Below are 17,428 nucleotides of genomic sequence, written 5' to 3'. Positions count from 1 at the left end.
CGAAGTACAGCTATGTCTTCGCAGGCTGAGGACACGCCGGCGTGGCGTGTTGAACATGCCGATCAGCTCGCCGTGGTGCGTCCTATTCTTGGACGGCTTGGGCAGCGGATGAGGTTGTGCAGGAGGGACACCGCCCGCATCGGCGGCCGTCGCCGTAGACCGACCACAGCGGAATGATGCTCACCAGAATCTCGTGTCGGTGGGACCGGGGCCACGGGTTGGAGGGCGCGGCGGGCCGTACGGTCTGGGAGTGGGCGTGACGGTGACCCCTCAGTGAGGGCTTCACCACGCCCACCGTCTCGGGTCGATCTCGTCTTGGAGACCCTGGGGCCTCAGGGGCGCTTGTCGTCGGCGGGATCCTCGCCGTCCTCAGTCGGACGAGCAGGCGTCGTTACCCTTATGGGTGGGGCTATCGCAGCCGCGGCGTCCCTCGGGTCCTGAGGTAGCACCTCCCACGGGCCCTCCTCGGAGCGCCACCGGTATGCGGTGCCGTCCCACACGGCCAGCATCACCCCGTCCCGGTAGGTGATCTGCACCTGTGGCAAGCCGGTCTCCTCGTCGCGGACGATCTCCGCGACCAACTTCGGTGCCCGGTGGCGGAGTGCGGCCAGCAGGCGCTTCGCCGGGCCGAGGTCCTCAGGTATCAGCATGTTGTCCTCTCGGCGGTGGCCACGCCCCGGCACCCGCGCAGGCGCCGGGGCGTGGCGATGGGGGGCGGCGCGGCCGGGACGGCGAGCGCCCGCGGCGCCGCCTCGGTCTAGCGGTTCGGGTCCGCGACCGGTTCGACGGCCGGGATGTGTAGGAGCAGTAGGGCCAGGTCGTTCGGGTTGGTCGCGCGGAGGTCGGTGATCACGGCGGGCCGCGTCGCGTGGTCGCCCTTGCGTTGCGCGTGCCAGCGTGGCTCGACCTCCTGCCACGCGAACCACCAGTCGGGGAACTGCGCGCGCAGCGTCTCCAGTTGCTGGCATTCCGCCTGCGTCATCGCGGCCACCGGCTCCGCACAATCTGGATCCGCTCGCCGAGTTGCCCGGGGGTGTCGGCCTCGACCAGGCACCGGCCGTCCACCATCGCCCACCAGCGGCCGGTGTACGGGCCGTGCCAGGCGGAGACCGTGTAGCGGCGCTCCAACGCCCTGACCACCGTCGCGTAGTCCCAGAGGTCGGGGGGCGGGGCGGCCGGACGTCCCTGCGTGCACCTCGGCACGTTCATCGCACGCACCGCTCGGTGGGCGTCCCGCTCTCGACTTCCAGTTGGACGGCCTGCTCGATGAGCGACTCCAGCTCGACGGGGTCTGTGGCCTCGGCCGTAGGGTGCCCGCCCATCCAGTTGGCGCCGCGGTCGCGGAACGCGACCCACGGGACATCCCGGCCCCCGGCGTACTCGATCTGCCAGCCGGGGTGCCCGGCGCGGAGCCGCTCAAGCTCCTCCAGCACGCGCGGGTTCTTGGAGCCGGTCGGCATGCCCGCTCCGGCGGATTGCGCATCTATGGCGTCGAGTTCGGCCTCCGCTCGTTCGACCGCGCTGATCTGCCTGCCGAGCCGCTCCGCCGACTCGGCGCGCAGCCAGCCCACACCCCCACCGACGCGGAAACGGCCGGTTTTGCGGAACGCCTCCCACGGCAGCTCGGTCACCGGCAGGACCTGGAACGCCCAGTCGGCGTGCGCGTCGCTCAGCCGTTTCAAGACCGCCTCGACCTCGCCGTCGCCGGACGACGCCGGATTCGCTACGTTCTTCACAGCCGGAGATCCCTTCCGGTTAGGCCTCGGGGCACGGTGCTGACACACCGCCCGGGGCCGCTCTATGTGTCCTGGGACACCCGTTCGGCCTCTACTCGACCGCGTCCGGGGCTAGCTTGGAAGGCGTGGTCCGTGGGCCGCCAGGTGCGGACCACAACCTGAAGCGGTCCACACCGAGACGAAACGGTGAGTGGCGATGGCTGATGAGTCGTTCGGGGAGGTGCTCCGGCAGCTCATGGGTGAGCGCGGGCTCGGCGTTCGAGCCCTGGCCAGGCAGGTGCCGATCGACCCGTCACACATCTCCAAGCTCCGCCTCGGCCAGAAGGGCACATCCGAGGCGACGGCAGCGCGACTCGACGAGATCCTCGGGGGCGGCGGTCGCCTCGTCGCCCTCCTTCGGACCACAGAGCCGGCCACGGGTCCCGGGCGAGCCGACGGCGACATTGGCGACAATGAGGACGTGAAGCGCCGAACTCTGCTTGGCCTGATGGCCACCGTCGGAGCCGCGAGCTCTCTGGCTCGTGACGCCGAGCCGCTACGTGACGCGTTCGAAGCCGCGGTCGCCGCGGATGCCAGCGACCGTGACGCCGACACCTGGGAACGCGTAGCCCACGACTACGCCCGCGAGGTCAGTTGGTCCCCCGCCGCGACCCTCCAGCCGGAGCTGACGGCGGATTTCGACGAGCTGACGCGCCTGGTTCCGTCCGCCCGGGGAACGGCACGCACCCGCCTGATACACGTGGGTGCCCAATTGGCCGCGCTCATAGCGATCAACCTGACCATCCTGGGCGAGGGCAGGTCTGCGCGTCGCTGGTGGCGCACGTCCGCACGCGCCGCCGACCAGACCGGTGACCACACAACAGCCGCGCTGATCCGCGGACGCGCGGCCATCTCCTCTCTCTACACGCCCGAGCCCCGGCTGTCCGTCATCAAGGCGGCAGAGGAGGCGATCACGGTCGGCCGGGCCGCCCCTGCCGGTGTGGTCTCCGGACACGCGGCCAAAGCCCAGGCGCTCGCCGAGCTCGGTCGGCACGACGAAGCCGCGGAAGCCCTCGACGAGCTACGTGACGTGTTCGAGCGGCTCCCTGAGTCGGTGCGCACCGATCGGGGCAGTCAGTGGGGGTGGTCGGTCGGTCGTCTCCACTTCGTCACCAGCCTCGTCCATACCTGCGCCGGAAACATCGCCCCAGCCATGGCCGCCCAGGACGCCGCGCTGGCCCTCTATCCAGCACGGAATTGGCAGGCACGCGGGCAGGTCGAGATGCATCGGGCCGGTGCGCTGATCCGCGCCGGGGACATCGAGGAGGGCGCCCGTCATATGACACAGGTCCTGGAAGGCCTTCCGGCCGAACGGCGCGGCGACGCCTTCCTGCGGGGCAGCGCCATGACCTCACTACGGCTCACCGATTCCGCCCAGGCCGGGCGACCCTCGATCCGGCAGGTGCGTGAACTGCTCGCCTCCATAGGAGACTGATGACCTCGGACCTCACCTTCACCCGCCATGACTCAGCGGACGCGGAGTCCATCCTGGGCAGCGTGATCGTGCCGATTTACGTCGCGTCACATCAGGACGTGATCGACCAACCGTTCTACTCCGCGGAGCGGTTCGCTGAACGATTCCCCGGCTACGCCAAGGCGCCCGGGTTCGAGATCGTCATCGCTCACGTGGCCGGTGAGCCGGTCGGCCAGGCGTTCGGGTACGCGCTGCCGGTGAAGGCCCGTTGGTGGGACGGGTTGACGACGCCCGTGCCGGACGGGTTCACCCGCGAGACCGGGGGGAGGACGTTCGCGTTTAATGAACTGATGGTGATTCCGCAGTGGCAGGGCAAAGGCGTGGCACACGCTTTGCACGACGCGCTGCTGGGCGGCCGAGCCGAGGAACGGGCCACGCTGCTGGTCCGCGAGGACAACGAGTCGGCGCAGCGGGCTTACGCGCGGTGGGGATGGCGCAAGATAGCGAAGGCACAGCCGTTCCCCGACTCTCCGCACTTCGACGTGATGATCGTTGACCTGCCTCTGGACGGCGTCGACACGCCGTAGGCGCGATGATCTCGCAAGCACCGGCGCCCGCCCTCTGAACGAAGGTGGGCGCCTTTTCGCGATGTTCCACGAGTCCGAAGGCTCCGGCGGTGCTCATCAGGGCGCTGACGCCAGGCCCGCTTCCGTGCGGGGTCCTATGGGAAATATGTGGGACGACCATTTAGATCAGGCTGCGTCAGCCTGGGCGAGGCTGGGTGTTTGAGGGGGCTGACCTGCTAAGGCCTTGATCGCCGCAGGTGGTCGACGATGTCCGACCTCGTCCGCATCGAGGGGGTCAGGGCTTCAAATCCCCTCAGCTCCACCTTCGGACCTGGGACCAGCATGGTCAGCGACGTTGTCGCTTTCCCGCTGGTCCTTCGTCATGTTTTCCGGGGGCCCCCGTTGTGGGGGCGCGCCTCTGTTCTGCGCGGGGCGCTGTCGGCGGGGCCAGTTTCTGCACCGCGCGGCCAAAACCGAAGTCTTAGGTGCCGTCCTACCGCTGTCCGGCATCTGCGCCGCCGCTCTTCGCGAGCTTTGAAAGGACCAATAGGCGGCCCGTTCGGCGGCATGAGATGCCTGGACGGCGCGAGGTCCGGTCACCGCGCCCGGTACAGGCCGTGGGAGACAAAACGGTCCAATGCTGTGGTGTTACGGCCTTCCAGGTCTGGTTAGGCGAGCCGGGAAGCAAGCAGGGGTTACTGCTGCGCTATATCACTATGTGTGTTCAAGTTAATACATTGAGTAATAGCTGGAGGGGTGTCGGCGCGGTGGAAATGCCACGCCAGGCTCCTTCCGCAGCAACGTATCCCTTCGCCAGGAAGAGAGGCTCCGTGTCCTCCATTACCAGGAAAACCGCCGCACTGACCGCGGCCGCCTTGGCCGCCGCCGGGATCGTCGGGGGGTTCGCTCTGCCCGCGTTGGCCGATCTTGGCGGCGCCTCTGCCCCGGGAGTTCGCGCCGCAGCCATCGTCAACGCCGACGGGTCGGTCGTTCGCTCCAGGGGGTCACCGGCGTTCGAAAGATCGCCACCGGTCAGTACTGCGTGCGGATGGACGATGACATCGACGCCAGCCGGGTCGTTCCGGTCGCTTCGGTCCAGTGGAGTAGTACCCCCTGGGACGCGAATGTCTTCCTGCGGCACGACAACGCGGGCTGCGCCGACAGGGAAGTCTTCGTCGGCACCGGCGTCGCCGCTGGTGCGCGGGACATCGGCTTTCACATGATCGTGCCCTGACCTGACCAAGGACGGCGCGAGCCGGATTGGAGCGGGCCGAGCTTTTCGCCCGCTCCGATCTGGCCGCCATTCCTCCTGCTCGGCAGAAGTTTAGGGCGGTTTCGATCTCGGGAATCGGCGACTTTCCGCGGGTGCGTTAGCGCATGGTTCAGGCGGGCCGTCTTTTTAGTTGAGGGTCGCCCCGGCTGGCGCGTGTGTTTGGCGGTCTCCAGCGAGGGGCGCTGAATGGCGTTCGACGGTCGCTGGGATTGGTGGGTGGAGGTGGTGTTAGCCGATGTTCAGGTTGCCGTTGATGTCGCGGAGTTGGATGACGCTTTGGGCCTGGCCGCTGAAGACGTTGACTACGCCGTCGTCGGTCGCGGAGGCCTCGGTGTGGGCCTGGTTCCAGAGGCCTTCCAGTTCGCTGCGGAAGTCCGGGTCCTCGTCCAGGAGGCGTCGGACGGCGCCCTGGAGGATTTCGGGCTCCTCGGCGCCACGGGCGAGGGCTCTCTCCTCGGACGGGCGGCCGTGGAAGCGTTCACGGACGCGGCGGGTGATCTCCATGACGGCGGCGCGTACCGGTTCGCCCGCGACCTCGACGGCCTTGCCCGCCAGGGCGGTGGCGATGGCCACGGTCATCGGCTCTGTCATTCATTCAGTTCACCATGTCGGGGACGCCGATGAGAAGGCTCTATTGCGGGCGATCTTCGTAAGGGGCCGGGGTGGAGTTTTCACGTCCGCCCCGGTCTCCCCTACCACATGAAGATGCGCCAGCGCATGGTGATCCCATCTATGTGGAGGCGTCGTGCGTTCATGTGCGCACGACGCTCTAACTGGTCATCGCCCCGAGGCTCTCGCTCGGGGCGCGCGGGTCAGCCTAGCTCGTTCCAATCGGTTATGTCGCACGATCGGATGTTATTGCGGCTATGCCTGGCACGTCCGTTTCAGATGTGAGGTGGCTGATCGTTTCAGCTAATCGGGCATAGGGGGTGGAAAATTGGTTTTTCGGGCATGGTTGCGACTTTGTGGCCTCGGGTCGGGTGGGGTTTGTGGGGGATTGGTGCGGTTTGCTCTTTGGGGGTGGTATCGGCGTGGGTGATGGGGTGTGCGATGACTTTCCGGTGGGCGGATGGTCTACCTCTTGGAGGCCGTCGCGATGACTGGAGGACAGATGTGTGCGTGGACGGAAGCCCACCGGTCTGGGCCGAGGGGTGGTCCCCCCTCGGGTGACTGTCCATCTCCCCTGGACGGCAGGTTGCTCGAGCGGGCGATCTACTTCGCGTTGACGGCCGTCCAGGGGGTCACGCCCGACATGCTGGGGCGTGGGACGCCGTGTGGGGAGTGGAACCTCGAGATGCTGTTGCTGCATCTGCGTGACTCGCTCGCGGCCCTGTACGACGGCGTCTGCCTTGGGCGGGTCGCGATGAACCCGGAGCCGCTCGTCCCGGAGGAGGATCCGGTGTCCGCGGTGCGGGTGCGTGCTGTTCGGTTGCTGCGGAAGTCGCTGTGCCCGGGGCGGGTTGAGATCGGTGATCGCAGTATGGATCGGGAGTTGATGGCCGCCGCAGGAGCGATCGAGGTGGCCGTGCACGGTTGGGACATCGCGCAGGCGTCGGGGCGGCGGGCGCCCGTTCCGCCCGCGTTGGCGGACGAGTTGCTGATGATCGTGCCGTTGTTGGCGCCCGAGCCGCAGGATCGGTGGCCGTTGTTCGCCGAGCCGGTCGAGCCGGGTGTGGACGCGGGGGCGGGAGATCGGTTGGTCGCCTTTCTCGGGCGGCGGCCGTTGGGCTGAGGCGACCAGGCACGTCCGGCATGGCACCGGAAAATCTCTCCAATCCGAGATTGAAGGGGTTCGTCACGGTGTTTCGTGTCGGGCGGGCGGGGCAGGTCCGAAAAGTGTTGATCATGAACGGTCCGCCGGAACTCGGTGTGGAGCTGGTCGGGTTCGAGGCCGGAACGTCCACGGTGGCGCCCATCCTGAATCTGCGGGTCGGGTTGCGGCGGCTGGACGGCGGGCCCGTCCAGTGCGTCCTGCTCACCACGTTCGTGACTCTCGCGGAGTCCGGTCGGGCGTGGGCGCGCGGTGGTGCGACCGTGCCCACCTTTCGCGGTGGGACGGAGGCCACGCTCGGGTTGACGTGCGGCCATGTGGATGAGGGGCCTTCTGGGGATGACGGCGGTGTGCCGCTCAGGCTGGCCTTCGACGGCACGGTCTTCTACCCCGGCGAGGACGGGAACCGGCACACCGGGCAGGCCCCCTGGCGGCATGAGATGACGGCCCTGTTGCCCGTTTCGATCTGGCGTGACCTGCTGGCCCGCTGTGGCCGCAGGGCCGAAATGAACGTGGCCGGACGGATCCGTCCGGTCGCCCGTGAACTGGACAGGGGAGGGAGTGAGAAATGAGCAAGGGAAAGCGTCTGGGGCCCGGTCTGCTCCGGCTGACCGTCGCGATGCTGGCGCTCGCCGTGCTCGCCGTGGTCGTCAAGGCGATGCCGACGCCGCGTCGACGGCGCGCGAGAAAGTCCGCATGACGATCATCGACAGGCAGTTGGTCGGCTATCTGAAGGACGCGCACGCGCTGCAGCAGCATGTGCAGGCCGCGCTCAGCGAGTTGCTGACCGCGGCGGCGGACGAACCGGAGATGTGCGGACCGCTCGGCCGCTACGCCGAGCGGTCCCGGGCGCATACGCGGGCGATCGAGGCCCGGTTGCGGGCGCACGGTTCGGCGCCGTCCATCGTGCGGGACGCGGGGATGTTGTTCGCGGCGGTGGTCGAGGGCGGGCTCGGCCGCAGCCGCCGCGACCCCGTGGGCAGGCACATGCGGGACGCCTATGTCGCCGTCCACCTCCAGATCGCCGCCGGTGAGATGCTGCGGCGCGTCGCCGAACGGGCCGGTGACCCGGAGACGGCGGAGGCCGCGGCGGCGATGTGCGACGACGCGTACGCGATGTCGCGTGCCCTGTCCGACCGGTGGGACCTGGCCGTGGACATGTCGCTCAGGCAGCATGGGGTTCGGGACGTTCCGCCGCCGCCCGGGGCCGGGAATTGAGGGGTCGCCCGGTCAGTCGAGTCGTGCGTTCAGTGCCTTTTCGATGGCGGTCAGTTTGTCGGCCAGGTGGAGGAGGGCGCTCACTGTCGGGTCCTCGGTTCCGGGTATGGGCTGGGATCGTCGGTAGGCGGATTTGATCTCCGTCCAGCGGGCCTGCTGTTCGGGGGTCAGGGTGCCGCGAAGTTCGGACAGTTTCAGCAGGTTCGCTTCGGCGTCCGAGGTCAGGGTTTGGGATTCGGCCTTGTAATGGTCGTCTATGGCGGCTTCGAGTTCGGCGGCGTTCATCACGGGCAGGACGCGTTCGGCGAGCTTGTTCATGTCGCGGTAGGAACCCTGGAGCCGGAACGGAGGCTCGGTGCGGGCGGAGTCGTCCTGGGCGGCGGAGGCCATGTAGGCGCGGTTGACCGTCAGGACGACCCGCTGGACGTGCAGCAGCCTTTCCAGAACGGCCAGGATCTCGTCCAGCTCGGTCTGGGAGTACGGGTGGGACAGGCGGTCGGGACGCGCGGTCTCGTCGCCGGAGGCCAGCCGGACGAGCAGTTCCACGTCGCCGCGGTCGCGGGTGGTGAGCGGAGCCAACACCGGGTTGGACGTGAGGGCGTTCTCGATGAAGCTGAGCGCGAACAGGTCCTCCTTGCCGGACAGGACGTCGCCGAGGTTCCAGACGTCGGCGCGGTTGGCGAGCATGTCGGGAATGCGGAAACGACGCCCGGACTCGGTGTACGGGTTTCCGGCCATGCACACGGCGAATCGCTTGCCGCGCAGGTCGTAGGCGCGTGCCGCGCCGTCGATCCGGCGTTGGGCGTCGCACAGCGGAATGAACTTCTGGAGGAATTCCGGGGACGTGTGCTGGATGTCGTCCACATAGAGCAGGACGTTGTTGCCCATTTCGAGGGCGAAATTGATCCGCTCCACCTCCCGGGCGGCGGTGGCGTTCGGTGCCTTCGCCGGGTCGAGGGACGTGGTCTCGTGGCCGAGGGCCGGACCGTCCACTTTGACGAGGGCCAGCCCCAGACGGTCGGCGACGTACTCCATGAGGGTCGTCTTGCCGTAGCCGGGCGGGGAGATGAGCAGGAGGAGACCCATGTGGTCGGTGCGTTTGCCTTCGCCGGACGAACCGAGTTGTTTGGCGAGGTTGTCGCCGATCAGCGGTAGGTACACCTCGTCCACCAGGCGGTTGCGCACGAAGGCGCTCATCGTGCGTGGTTTGAGCCCGGTGATTCCGAGGCGTCTTCCTTCTTCGGCGATGACGGTGTTGCGTCGTTTCTGGTAGGCGCGGAACTCGGGCACCCGGTCGGCGTGGAAACGGCGGGTGCGGGTGAGCAGTTCGTCCAGGCGGACGGAGAGACGGCCGCCGGTGATGCGCGGATGGTCGCCGAGCAGGTCGTCGACCGTCGCGGTGAGGGCGGCGGGGGAGTCGTAGCGGGGGGCGTCGCACAGCAGGGCGGCGACGGCATCGGGGAGGTCGGACGGGTCGTCCGCGAAAGGGGCGAGCCAGGCCATGGCGAGTTGGTGGCGGGCGGCGAGGTCGCCGCCGAGCGCGTGTAGCTCGCTGTTCAGGACGGCGTGGTGATGGCCGAGGCCGTCCAGCAGGTCGCGGGCTCCCTGGGCGGTGACGAACCCCTCCGGAGTGGCGGCGAGTTCCTCGATCAGGTACTCGGCCGCGATCGCCGCGTCCGCCTCAGCGGGCAGTCCGGTGCGGTCGATGAACTCGCCGATGGACGCGGCCAGCTCGGACGCCAGCGCGGTCAGGGCGCCGGGGCTGCCCCACGCCTCGCGGACGCGGACCAGGGAACGGGCGCGGGTCGTCCAGGCGGCGCGGTCGCCGTCGGCGGGTCCGTGTGTCCAGAAGAGCTGTGCGGCTGCGCGGGCGGCGGACGGGTAACGCAGCAGGCCCGCGTCCGTGTGCAGGCGCACCACTGTTTCCAGGATGCGCGCCGCGTCGTGGTCGTGGACGCCTCGTTCGTAGCCCTCGTCGTAACGGTCGGCCGCCGCGTCCCGGACGAGGGACAGCACACGATCCCCGGCCACGGCCTGGCGCAGCACGTCGGGGGCCGTCCCCGCGAGGATCGACGTCGCCAGGTACTCGGCGCGGTACATGTCCGGGGTTTCCGAGACGAGGCTCTGGCTCCACAGGTGGCGGGTCGCGATGAGGGCGTCGTCGCGGACCGGCGCCCGGTAGTCAGTGCCGGTGATCACGAAGTCGAGCGAGGCGCGTTCGGCGGTCCCGTGCGGAACGAGGGTCAGCTCGACCGGACGGGTGTTCACGGCGAAACGGTGCCGTCCGAGCCGGATCGTCCCACCGTCGTCGCCGTAGAGGTCGAGCCGGTCGCGTAGCGCGCGCCCGGCCTCCTGGCGGGCGGCCTTGACCCGGCCGTCCAGCTCCTCGGCGCGGACACCGTCGTCCAGGGCCCGCAGCTCGCCGGCGATGGCGTGCAGGCGGGCCACCATCGGATCGGTGGCGAAGTAGGTGTTGACCTCGTCCGGGGACGCGAGCGCGGCGGCGCGGCGGCGGACGCCGGACAGGATCCGGTCGGCCGACTCCATGAGGCGGTCGGTGCGGCGGGCGCGCTCGTCCAGAAGCGCCTGCTTACGGGACGAGAACGCCTCGTACACCTCGGTCCGCTTGGTCTCGAGTTCGGCGAGGAACTCGTCCAGGTCGGCGAACCGGGCCTGCATGGTCTCCAGGCGGAGGAGCAGGCGGCCGAGCTGCTCGTCACAGCCCTCGGGGGTGGCGGCGGTGGCGAGCGCGCCCGCGATGGCCCGGTCGAGCAGGGCCAGTTCGGCGGCGAACGCGGCGCGCTCCTCGCGTTCGAGGAGTTCGCGGCGCCGGTTGTCCAGGACGGCGCGGGCCCGGTTCAGCCCACCGAGGACCTCGCCGACCCGTTCGAGGATCGCGGTGCGGGCGGTGGCGTCGGTGAGGTCGAGTTCGCCGACGACCTCGGTGACGATCCCGAGGCCCTCGTTCTGCGCGTCGAGGAGGTCGGCGAGGGGCGCGGCGTCGGCGGACGTCTCGATCGCGTGCGCCGCCTCCGCGATCCGGTCGACCTCGGCGTGGTAGCCGGTGAAGGCGTCCTCGCGGCGCAGGAACTCGACGGCGCCCTGACCGGCGTCCCGCAGCTCGGTCTCGACGGTCGCGGCCAGTTCGTCGAGCCGGGCCGTGTCCACATGGCGCAGGTCGCGAAGCGTTTCGATGTGCCCTTGGGCGCGGCGGAACTCGGCGAGCCGCGTCATCCACCCGTCCGCGCTCTCCGGCGGCTCGGTGCGCGCCCGCCGGACCAGGGCCGCGACGGCGTCGGCGGTCTCGGCGACGGACGCGGCGGCCTGCTCGGTGAGCGCGCGGACCTTCTCGTACTCCTCCAGCACCTGACCCGCCGTGGCGCGGACGTCGGCCAGCGGCGCCGCGAGGTCCCCGATCTCGTCCCCGGCGAGCCAGTGGTGCAGGTCGGACGTGCGCGTGCAGGCCGCGATCAGCGCCTCGAAGACACGGGTGGACGGCGACATCTCCTCGACCATGCGGGCGACGGAGAGGCACTCGGAGATCCCCCGGACCAGGTCCGCGTTCCCGATCCGCTCCAGCGGACCCGTGCCCACGGGCTGCGCGGCGGCGTGCGCGTCGGACACGAACGGCGTCGCCCACAACCGGACCGGGTGGACGCGGGCCGCCTCGTCCGTGAGCGTCCGCATGACGACGAGCGTCCCGTCTTCGAACAGCGCGTGGCCGTGGCAGGTGATCGGCGTGGTGACCTGCTTGCGGATCACGTTGTACGGCAGGAGCAGCGACCTGCCGTCCGCGCGCGAATGGAACACGTACAGGACGTCCTCGCCGTTCGGGGACCGGACGACGCGCTCGTACTCCAACCCGGTGACGTCGGTGTCGAACGTCTTCACCACGCCCGTGTCCAGGCAGTAGCCGCCGGGGAAGACGATCCCGTGGTCGTCGGGCAGCCGGCGACACGCCCCCGCGATGCCGTCGAGCCGCACGACGTCCTTCGTCCGGACGTTGAACACCAGGTGCCGCCACCCGGTCTCGTTGTACGGGCGGATCCGCAGCAGGATCAGTGCCCCGACCCGCGCGTACAGGACGTCCGCGTCGGCGAGCGACTGGAGCGGCTCGTCGACGGGTTCGGAGTAGATGCCCTCGCCGGTGTCGGTGTCGTCCTCGACCTTGACGGTGAGGGTGCCGCCGACCGTCGCGACGAATACTTCACCGCCGATCGAGATGTGCGGGTGTCGCCCCAGGACGTGCTCGTCCCGCGTCGCGGCGGTCCAGTCGACGTCGTGCGGCGACGGGAACGCGTGGTCGCGCTCGCCTTGGTTGTCCTCGTAGGTGACGGCGCCGTCCCCGGACATGGACGTCCGCCACCGCAGCACCCGCACGTCGGACAGGCGCGGCCCGGTCTGGAATGCCGCGAGCAGCCGCCCCTCGACGAACCGCAACTGGAGCAGCCGGGCCTGCCGGTAGTACCGGTACATGTCGGCGAAGTCGCGCCGGAACCGAGGATCGTCCAGGAGACCCGGCACCGCGTCGGTCCCCACCGGGACCAACGCGATGCCGCCCCCGTCGCCGGCCTCGCCGGACCTCGAGAACCTGTGCAGGGAGAACACGTCGTCGACCGTCGTCTCGGACGTCGAGCCGAGGGACGCGTTGTTCCCGAACAACAGCACGTCGCCGAGAGCCACCACGTCGCGGGGCACGCCGGGACTCGCCGTCCGGATCCGTTCGGTGCCGATCAGCGTCAGTTCCGCGCCGCCGAACACCTCCAGCCGCCGGGCGTTCAGCGTCTCGGCCCGCCGCGCCAGCTCCCCGGCCCGCTCCGCGAGCCGCGCCCGCAGCACCTCGTACGTGCCGTGGTCCAGCTCCGCACCGGTCGTGGCTGTACCGGTCGTGGCAGCCGTGGCCGCTTCGGGCGTGGCGGGCGCGTCCCTGACGTCCTCGATCACGGGTTCGTCTCCCCTCCGTCCTTTGTGCGGTCCGTTACCTGGACGCGGTGGTCAGGTCGGTTCCGTTGAGGTCCGACAGCCGCGTGTCGGCGATGCCCAGGCGCTGGGCGGTGTCCAGGAGTTGCTGGACGGCCGCGCCGTCCGGGCCGCCGGACTTGAGCATGCGCAGCAGCACCGCGGAAAGGGTCAGGTCGCGGACGCCGTCCGTGGAGAGCGAACCGAGGATTTTCGCCGCGTCGTCGGTGAAGCTTCCCGAGCCGTCCAGCCATGGCCCCGCGACCGCCTGCGCGACCTTGGAGTTCTGGACGAAGCCGTCCACGCCCTTGCCGAGGGCGATCGAACCGACGAGCCGGTCGAAGAACACGGTGTCGCCGCCGACGATGTCGATGTCGGCCTTCTCCAGCCCGGCCGCGAGAACGCCGGCCTGCGCCTCCGCGACCCGGCGCTGCGTCTCGATCCCGGCGAGACGCACGTCCTTCTCCGCCTCCAGGCGCAGCCGGTACTCCTCGTGCTGGCGGGTGGCGTCGTCGAGCGCGGCCATCGCCCCGGCCTTCTCCGTGAGGCCCTCCGCCTCCGCCTTGAGGCTCTCCCGGATCCGCGCGGCCTCGACCAGCGCCTTCTCCTGCGCCACGGCGGCCTCGGCACGGCCGACCTTCTCGATCGCGTCGGCGTCCCGCTCACGGACCTGCACCTCGGCGAGCCCCGCCGCGGCGGCCTCGGCCCGCAGCCCCTCGGCCAGCCGGATCTTCGCCTGCGCGTCCAGCTCGGCGGCCTCCTGCCGGGCCTTCGCCATCGTCAGCTCCTCGCGGGCCCGGTGCGCGGCGGCGGCCTCCGCGGCCTCGGCGGCCTTGATGTCCTTGACGAGGTTCTCCTGCGCCTCCGCCTCCGCGTGGATGATCACCGACTGGCGGGCGCGCTCGGCCTCCTCGACCGTGCGGAGGCGCTTGATGCCCTCCTCCTGCTCGGCGACCGTCCGCTCCACCGCGATCCGCTCCCGGACGACGTTGGCGATCTCCCGCTTCTCCGCCTCGACCTCCTTGTCGGCGGCGATGCGGGTCAGCTCCGTCTCCCGCTCGCGGGCGATGACCTCGAGGACCCGGTCCTTCTCGATGCGCTCGCTCTCGATCGCGAGGACGCGCTCCTTGTTCTTCGCCGCGACCGAGACCTCGCGCTCCTTGTTCTCGTGCTGGACGCCGAGCTGCTCGTCGGTGCGGATGTGCGCGGTCTGCGCCCGCAGCCGCTCCTCCGCCTTGACCCGCTCGATCTCCGCCTGCTCACGGGCCCGGACGGTCTCGACCTCGCGTTCCTGCCGCAGCTCCGCGTCCGCCTGGCGGCGTTCGAGCTCCAGGATCGCCTCCCGCGCCTCCACGTTCTGGCGGGTGATCTCCTTCTCCTCGTTGCGGGCGTGCTCGTTGGTGCGGATGTGCTCCAGCGCGGTCAGCTCGGTGATCTTCCGGATGCCCTGGGCGTCCAGGATGTTCGACTTGTCGAGGGACAGCAGCGGGGTCTGCTCCAGGTAGTCGATCGCCGCGTCCTCAAGGCTGTAGCCGTTCAGGTCCGTGCCGATGACCCGGATGATGTGGTCGCGGAACTCGTCGCGGCGGGTGTAGAGGTCGGTGAAGTCCAGGTGCTTGCCGACGGTCTTCAGCGCCTCGGAGAACTTGGCGGCGAACAGCTCCTGCAACGTCTCCTGGCTGCTGGCCCGCGCGGTCCCGATGGCCTGCGCGACCTTCACCACGTCCTCGACGGTCTTGTTCACGCGGACGAAGAACGTGATGCGGATGTCGGCCCGGATGTTGTCCTTGCAGATCAGACCGTCCCGTCCGGTGCGTTCGATCTCGATGGTCTTGACCGAGATGTCCATGAATTCGGCGCGGTGCAGCACCGGCAGCACGATCGCGCCGGTGAACGTGACGTCGACCCTCTTCAACTTGGAGATGATCAGCGCGCGGCCCTGGTCGACCTTGCGGAACAACCGGGTCACCATCAGCACCAGGCCGAGGGCGATGAGCAGGGCGAGCGCGAGGAGCACACCGGCTCCTATCGTGATGGTGTCCATCGACATTCCCGTCTGTTTGGGGGATGCGGGGCAGGTCAGCGTGAGGTGGGCAGGTCAGTGGGTCGGCCGGGCGGGGCCCGGTCGGTGGGCTTGGCCGGTGGGCCCGGTCAGCGGGCGAGGTCTTCGGGCCGGTCGTACGCCGCGTCGTGCGGCATGACCCAGAAGAACCGGCCCTCCGGATCGAAATCGAAGATCAGGGCTCTGCTGCCGGTGGTGAGCACGGCGCCTTCGACGGTGTCCTTGGCGAGACCGGCCACGGGGATGTCCATGGCGGGCTGCCGCACCTGGACGATGGCGGACGAGCCGTCGGCCGCGGTGACCTCCGCCTGCCCGAAGTCGGGGCCGACCCGTCCGGTGCGGATGACGCAGGGGAGGCCCACGAAGTCGCGTAGCGAGGCCTCCACGGCTCCCTGGAAGACGCGGCGCAGCGGCAGGACGGTCACGCGCGTACCGAGCCAGGCCGCGACCAGCGCCACGGGCAGGACGAGCGTCCGCGCGACGGTGCCGTCGAACAACGCCGTACCGGCGAGGCTGACGAACCACGCGAGCGCGATCAGCAGGGACAGCACGACCGTGACGGGAACTCCGCCGAGGCCCAGAAAGGCGAGACGCTCGGCGACGAATCCGTCTTCGGCACCGTCTTCGGCACCGCCGAAAGCGTCCCCGACATCACCTCCGGTGCCGGGGAGTTCGGTGCCCAGGCCGCCGAGGAGGGCGACCGTCCAGTACACGGTGACGACCAGCAGAGAAAAAGTGAAGAGCGCCGTCGGGAAACCGAGCGCGGCGTCGATGAATTCGCCCATGTGAAATGCACGCTTCCGCATCGAGGACGTCAGTGACCGTGCCAGAGCGCGCGAGAACGCCCTGGCCAGGGGAGTGAACGTGAAAGAAGTGGCCCCGTCGGGGCAGTGGCCGATGCGGCTAGCTATCTGGGAAGGCGTGCGCCAGTGCGGCGACGGTCAAACCGTAGGGCCGCGCGCCATGCAGGGGCAGACGCGGCGCACACAAAGAATGCCGGTGAGTCATTGAACCCCTTCTGGTCGGAGACGTATCCGTCCCGCCGACCAGACTTCCCGGCACACCAGTAATTAGCGTAGCTTACTTCTCGTGTTAAGGGAAGTCTCCTTCGATCCGATCGACGCGAACTTTCAGGTTTCGTGGAGGTCGTCCCGAGGTTGGGTCCAGCGGGCGCGGGTACGTTCGCGGCCCATGAATCCGCAGCTCAGCCACCCGATCTTCGTTCTCGGATGTCCGCGGTCGGGCACGACGTTGCTGCAGCAGATGCTGCACTCGCACCGGCGTGTCGCGTTCCCGTCCGAGACCCGGTTCGTGCACACCTCGTACGAGGTGCGGCACACCTTCGGCGATCTCGAGCGTGAGGCGAACCGGCGGGCGCTGGCGGAGTGGATCGTCCACGGCAAGGACACCAAGTTCAGGGTCCTCGGGCTGGACGCCGACGAGACGATCGAGGAGATCGTGCACGGGCCGCCGACGCTCGGGTCCGCGCTGGCGATCATCTTCCGCGGCTATGCCCGGCGACACGGCAAACCGCGCTGGGGCGACAAGCGTCCGAGCTACTTCCGCCGGGTGACGATGCTGCGGCGGTTGTTCCCGGACGCCCAGTTCGTCCATCTCGTCCGGGACGGCCGGGACGCGGTGAGTTCGCTGGTGCGGATGCCGTGGTTCCACGGCGACATCTACGCCGCCGCGCTGACCTGGCGGGAGGCGATCGACACGGGGAGGGCCCTCGCGTCCCGGCTCGGTCCCCGTACGTTCTACGAGCTTCGGTACGAGGACCTCGTCGCCGAACCGGAGGACGAGCTGGTGAAGCTGTGCGCCTTCCTCGGCGAGGACTACGACCCCGAGATGACCAGGGCGTACGAGCACGCCCGCCGGACGGTGCCGTCCACGCGCAAATGGCATCTGCGCACCCACGAGGCGCCCAACACCCGCGCGGTGGGGGCGTGGCGGGACCGCCTGCCGGTGTGGGAGGCGGACCTGGTCGAGCACGTCCTCGCCTCACGTCTGGTCGACCGGGGCTACACGCTGACCGGAACACCGCGACCCTCCGCCGCGCACCTCGCCAGGTTCCACCGCATGGCGGCGCACCGTTGGCGGTCACGGCACGCCCACGCGTTCCTGGACCGGCTCGCGCAGGCCCGGGAGCCGAACCCCGTCGTCTCCCGGCTGAGGGGACCGGTGCCGGTGTCCGGACGGCCGGACGGGCGCTGAGCCGCCGTCCCGAACGCTGTCCGAAACCCTCTGGAACGTGCCGGGCTCCGGCGCCCACCCGGCGCCCGCCGATCGCCCGCCCGGACCGGGGCCGCCGGGGAACCATGCAGGTGACGTGCCGTCGTACCGCCCGCGAGAACGAACGGTTCGATGGGGCGCGCGGGGACGATGAGGTC

Annotated in this window: 16 protein-coding genes; 8 read left to right on the top strand and 8 right to left on the bottom strand. The window is 69.6% G+C overall.

Annotated features, from left to right (window positions below; genetic code table 11):
- Positions 1 to 332: 332 nt before the first annotated feature.
- From BZB76_RS24500 to BZB76_RS24485, 4 genes are all read right to left on the bottom strand, one after another.
- A complete protein-coding gene (locus tag BZB76_RS24500; RefSeq protein ID WP_147449519.1) occupies positions 333 to 650 on the bottom strand; it encodes a hypothetical protein in 318 nt (105 codons plus the stop codon).
- Between the two features lie 107 nt (positions 651 to 757).
- Positions 758 to 982, bottom strand: a complete 225-nt coding sequence (locus BZB76_RS24495) for a hypothetical protein (RefSeq protein WP_147449518.1) — start codon at positions 980 to 982, stop codon at positions 758 to 760.
- Positions 979 to 1,209, bottom strand: coding sequence for a hypothetical protein (locus BZB76_RS24490; RefSeq protein ID WP_147449517.1), 231 nt, complete (start codon positions 1,207 to 1,209; stop codon positions 979 to 981). Before BZB76_RS24490 ends, BZB76_RS24495 begins: the two co-directional genes overlap by 4 nt.
- On the bottom strand, positions 1,206 to 1,736 hold the full coding sequence (locus BZB76_RS24485) for a hypothetical protein (protein WP_121436723.1): 531 nt from the start codon (positions 1,734 to 1,736) through the stop codon (positions 1,206 to 1,208). Before BZB76_RS24485 ends, BZB76_RS24490 begins: the two co-directional genes overlap by 4 nt.
- Positions 1,737 to 1,932: 196 nt before the next feature.
- On the opposite strand from BZB76_RS24485, the gene BZB76_RS24480 reads away from it, so the two are divergent.
- The 3 genes from BZB76_RS24480 (at position 1,933) to BZB76_RS24470 (ending at position 4,989) form a co-directional block, all read left to right on the top strand.
- A complete protein-coding gene (locus BZB76_RS24480; protein WP_147449516.1) occupies positions 1,933 to 3,210 on the top strand; it encodes a helix-turn-helix domain-containing protein in 1,278 nt (425 codons plus the stop codon).
- Positions 3,210 to 3,776: a GNAT family N-acetyltransferase gene (locus tag BZB76_RS24475; protein WP_121436721.1), complete on the top strand. Its 567-nt coding sequence runs from the start codon at positions 3,210 to 3,212 to the stop codon at positions 3,774 to 3,776. The genes BZB76_RS24480 and BZB76_RS24475 overlap by 1 nt, the downstream gene beginning before the upstream one ends.
- 1,027 nt (positions 3,777 to 4,803) lie before the next feature.
- A complete protein-coding gene (locus tag BZB76_RS24470) occupies positions 4,804 to 4,989 on the top strand; it encodes a hypothetical protein (RefSeq protein ID WP_121436720.1) in 186 nt (61 codons plus the stop codon).
- Positions 4,990 to 5,256: 267 nt separating this feature from the next.
- On the opposite strand, the gene BZB76_RS24465 is transcribed toward BZB76_RS24470, so the two are convergent.
- Positions 5,257 to 5,619 (bottom strand): hypothetical protein, encoded by a 363-nt coding sequence (locus BZB76_RS24465; RefSeq protein WP_147449515.1) that lies wholly within the window; start codon positions 5,617 to 5,619, stop codon positions 5,257 to 5,259.
- A gap of 604 nt (positions 5,620 to 6,223) precedes the next feature.
- On the opposite strand from BZB76_RS24465, the gene BZB76_RS24460 reads away from it, so the two are divergent.
- The 4 genes from BZB76_RS24460 to BZB76_RS24450 all read left to right on the top strand — a co-directional run bounded on the left by BZB76_RS24460 (position 6,224) and on the right by BZB76_RS24450 (position 8,017).
- The gene (locus BZB76_RS24460) at positions 6,224 to 6,760 is read left to right on the top strand and encodes a TIGR03086 family metal-binding protein (protein ID WP_170180729.1); all 537 of its coding nucleotides are present in this window, start codon (positions 6,224 to 6,226) and stop codon (positions 6,758 to 6,760) included.
- A 113-nt stretch (positions 6,761 to 6,873) separates the two neighbouring features.
- Positions 6,874 to 7,371: a DUF6084 family protein gene (locus BZB76_RS24455; RefSeq protein ID WP_147449514.1), complete on the top strand. Its 498-nt coding sequence runs from the start codon at positions 6,874 to 6,876 to the stop codon at positions 7,369 to 7,371.
- On the top strand, positions 7,368 to 7,499 hold the full coding sequence (locus BZB76_RS36435) for a hypothetical protein (protein WP_281273902.1): 132 nt from the start codon (positions 7,368 to 7,370) through the stop codon (positions 7,497 to 7,499). The genes BZB76_RS24455 and BZB76_RS36435 overlap by 4 nt, the downstream gene beginning before the upstream one ends.
- Positions 7,496 to 8,017 (top strand): DUF892 family protein, encoded by a 522-nt coding sequence (locus BZB76_RS24450; RefSeq protein ID WP_121436716.1) that lies wholly within the window; start codon positions 7,496 to 7,498, stop codon positions 8,015 to 8,017. The genes BZB76_RS36435 and BZB76_RS24450 overlap by 4 nt, the downstream gene beginning before the upstream one ends.
- Before the next feature lie 12 nt (positions 8,018 to 8,029).
- On the opposite strand, the gene BZB76_RS24445 is transcribed toward BZB76_RS24450, so the two are convergent.
- From BZB76_RS24445 to BZB76_RS24435, 3 genes are all read right to left on the bottom strand, one after another.
- Positions 8,030 to 12,961 (bottom strand): DNA repair ATPase, encoded by a 4,932-nt coding sequence (locus tag BZB76_RS24445; RefSeq protein ID WP_420534815.1) that lies wholly within the window; start codon positions 12,959 to 12,961, stop codon positions 8,030 to 8,032.
- A 34-nt stretch (positions 12,962 to 12,995) separates the two neighbouring features.
- Positions 12,996 to 15,020 (bottom strand): flotillin family protein, encoded by a 2,025-nt coding sequence (locus BZB76_RS24440; RefSeq protein ID WP_121436917.1) that lies wholly within the window; start codon positions 15,018 to 15,020, stop codon positions 12,996 to 12,998.
- Positions 15,021 to 15,127: 107 nt separating this feature from the next.
- The gene (locus BZB76_RS24435) at positions 15,128 to 15,823 is read right to left on the bottom strand and encodes a hypothetical protein (protein WP_121436715.1); all 696 of its coding nucleotides are present in this window, start codon (positions 15,821 to 15,823) and stop codon (positions 15,128 to 15,130) included.
- A 406-nt stretch (positions 15,824 to 16,229) separates the two neighbouring features.
- On the opposite strand from BZB76_RS24435, the gene BZB76_RS24430 reads away from it, so the two are divergent.
- Positions 16,230 to 17,252 carry a sulfotransferase family protein gene (locus BZB76_RS24430; RefSeq protein ID WP_121436714.1) on the top strand — a complete coding sequence of 341 codons (1,023 nt, stop codon included), beginning with the start codon at positions 16,230 to 16,232 and terminating at the stop codon, positions 17,250 to 17,252.
- Positions 17,253 to 17,428 lie beyond the last annotated feature (176 nt).

Source organism: Actinomadura pelletieri DSM 43383, from assembly GCF_003634705.1.
In the GTDB taxonomy this organism is placed as follows: domain Bacteria; phylum Actinomycetota; class Actinomycetes; order Streptosporangiales; family Streptosporangiaceae; genus Spirillospora; species Spirillospora pelletieri.
The sequence above is the reverse complement of the archived record's forward strand: the minus strand, read 5'-3'. Positions and strand labels throughout refer to the sequence as shown.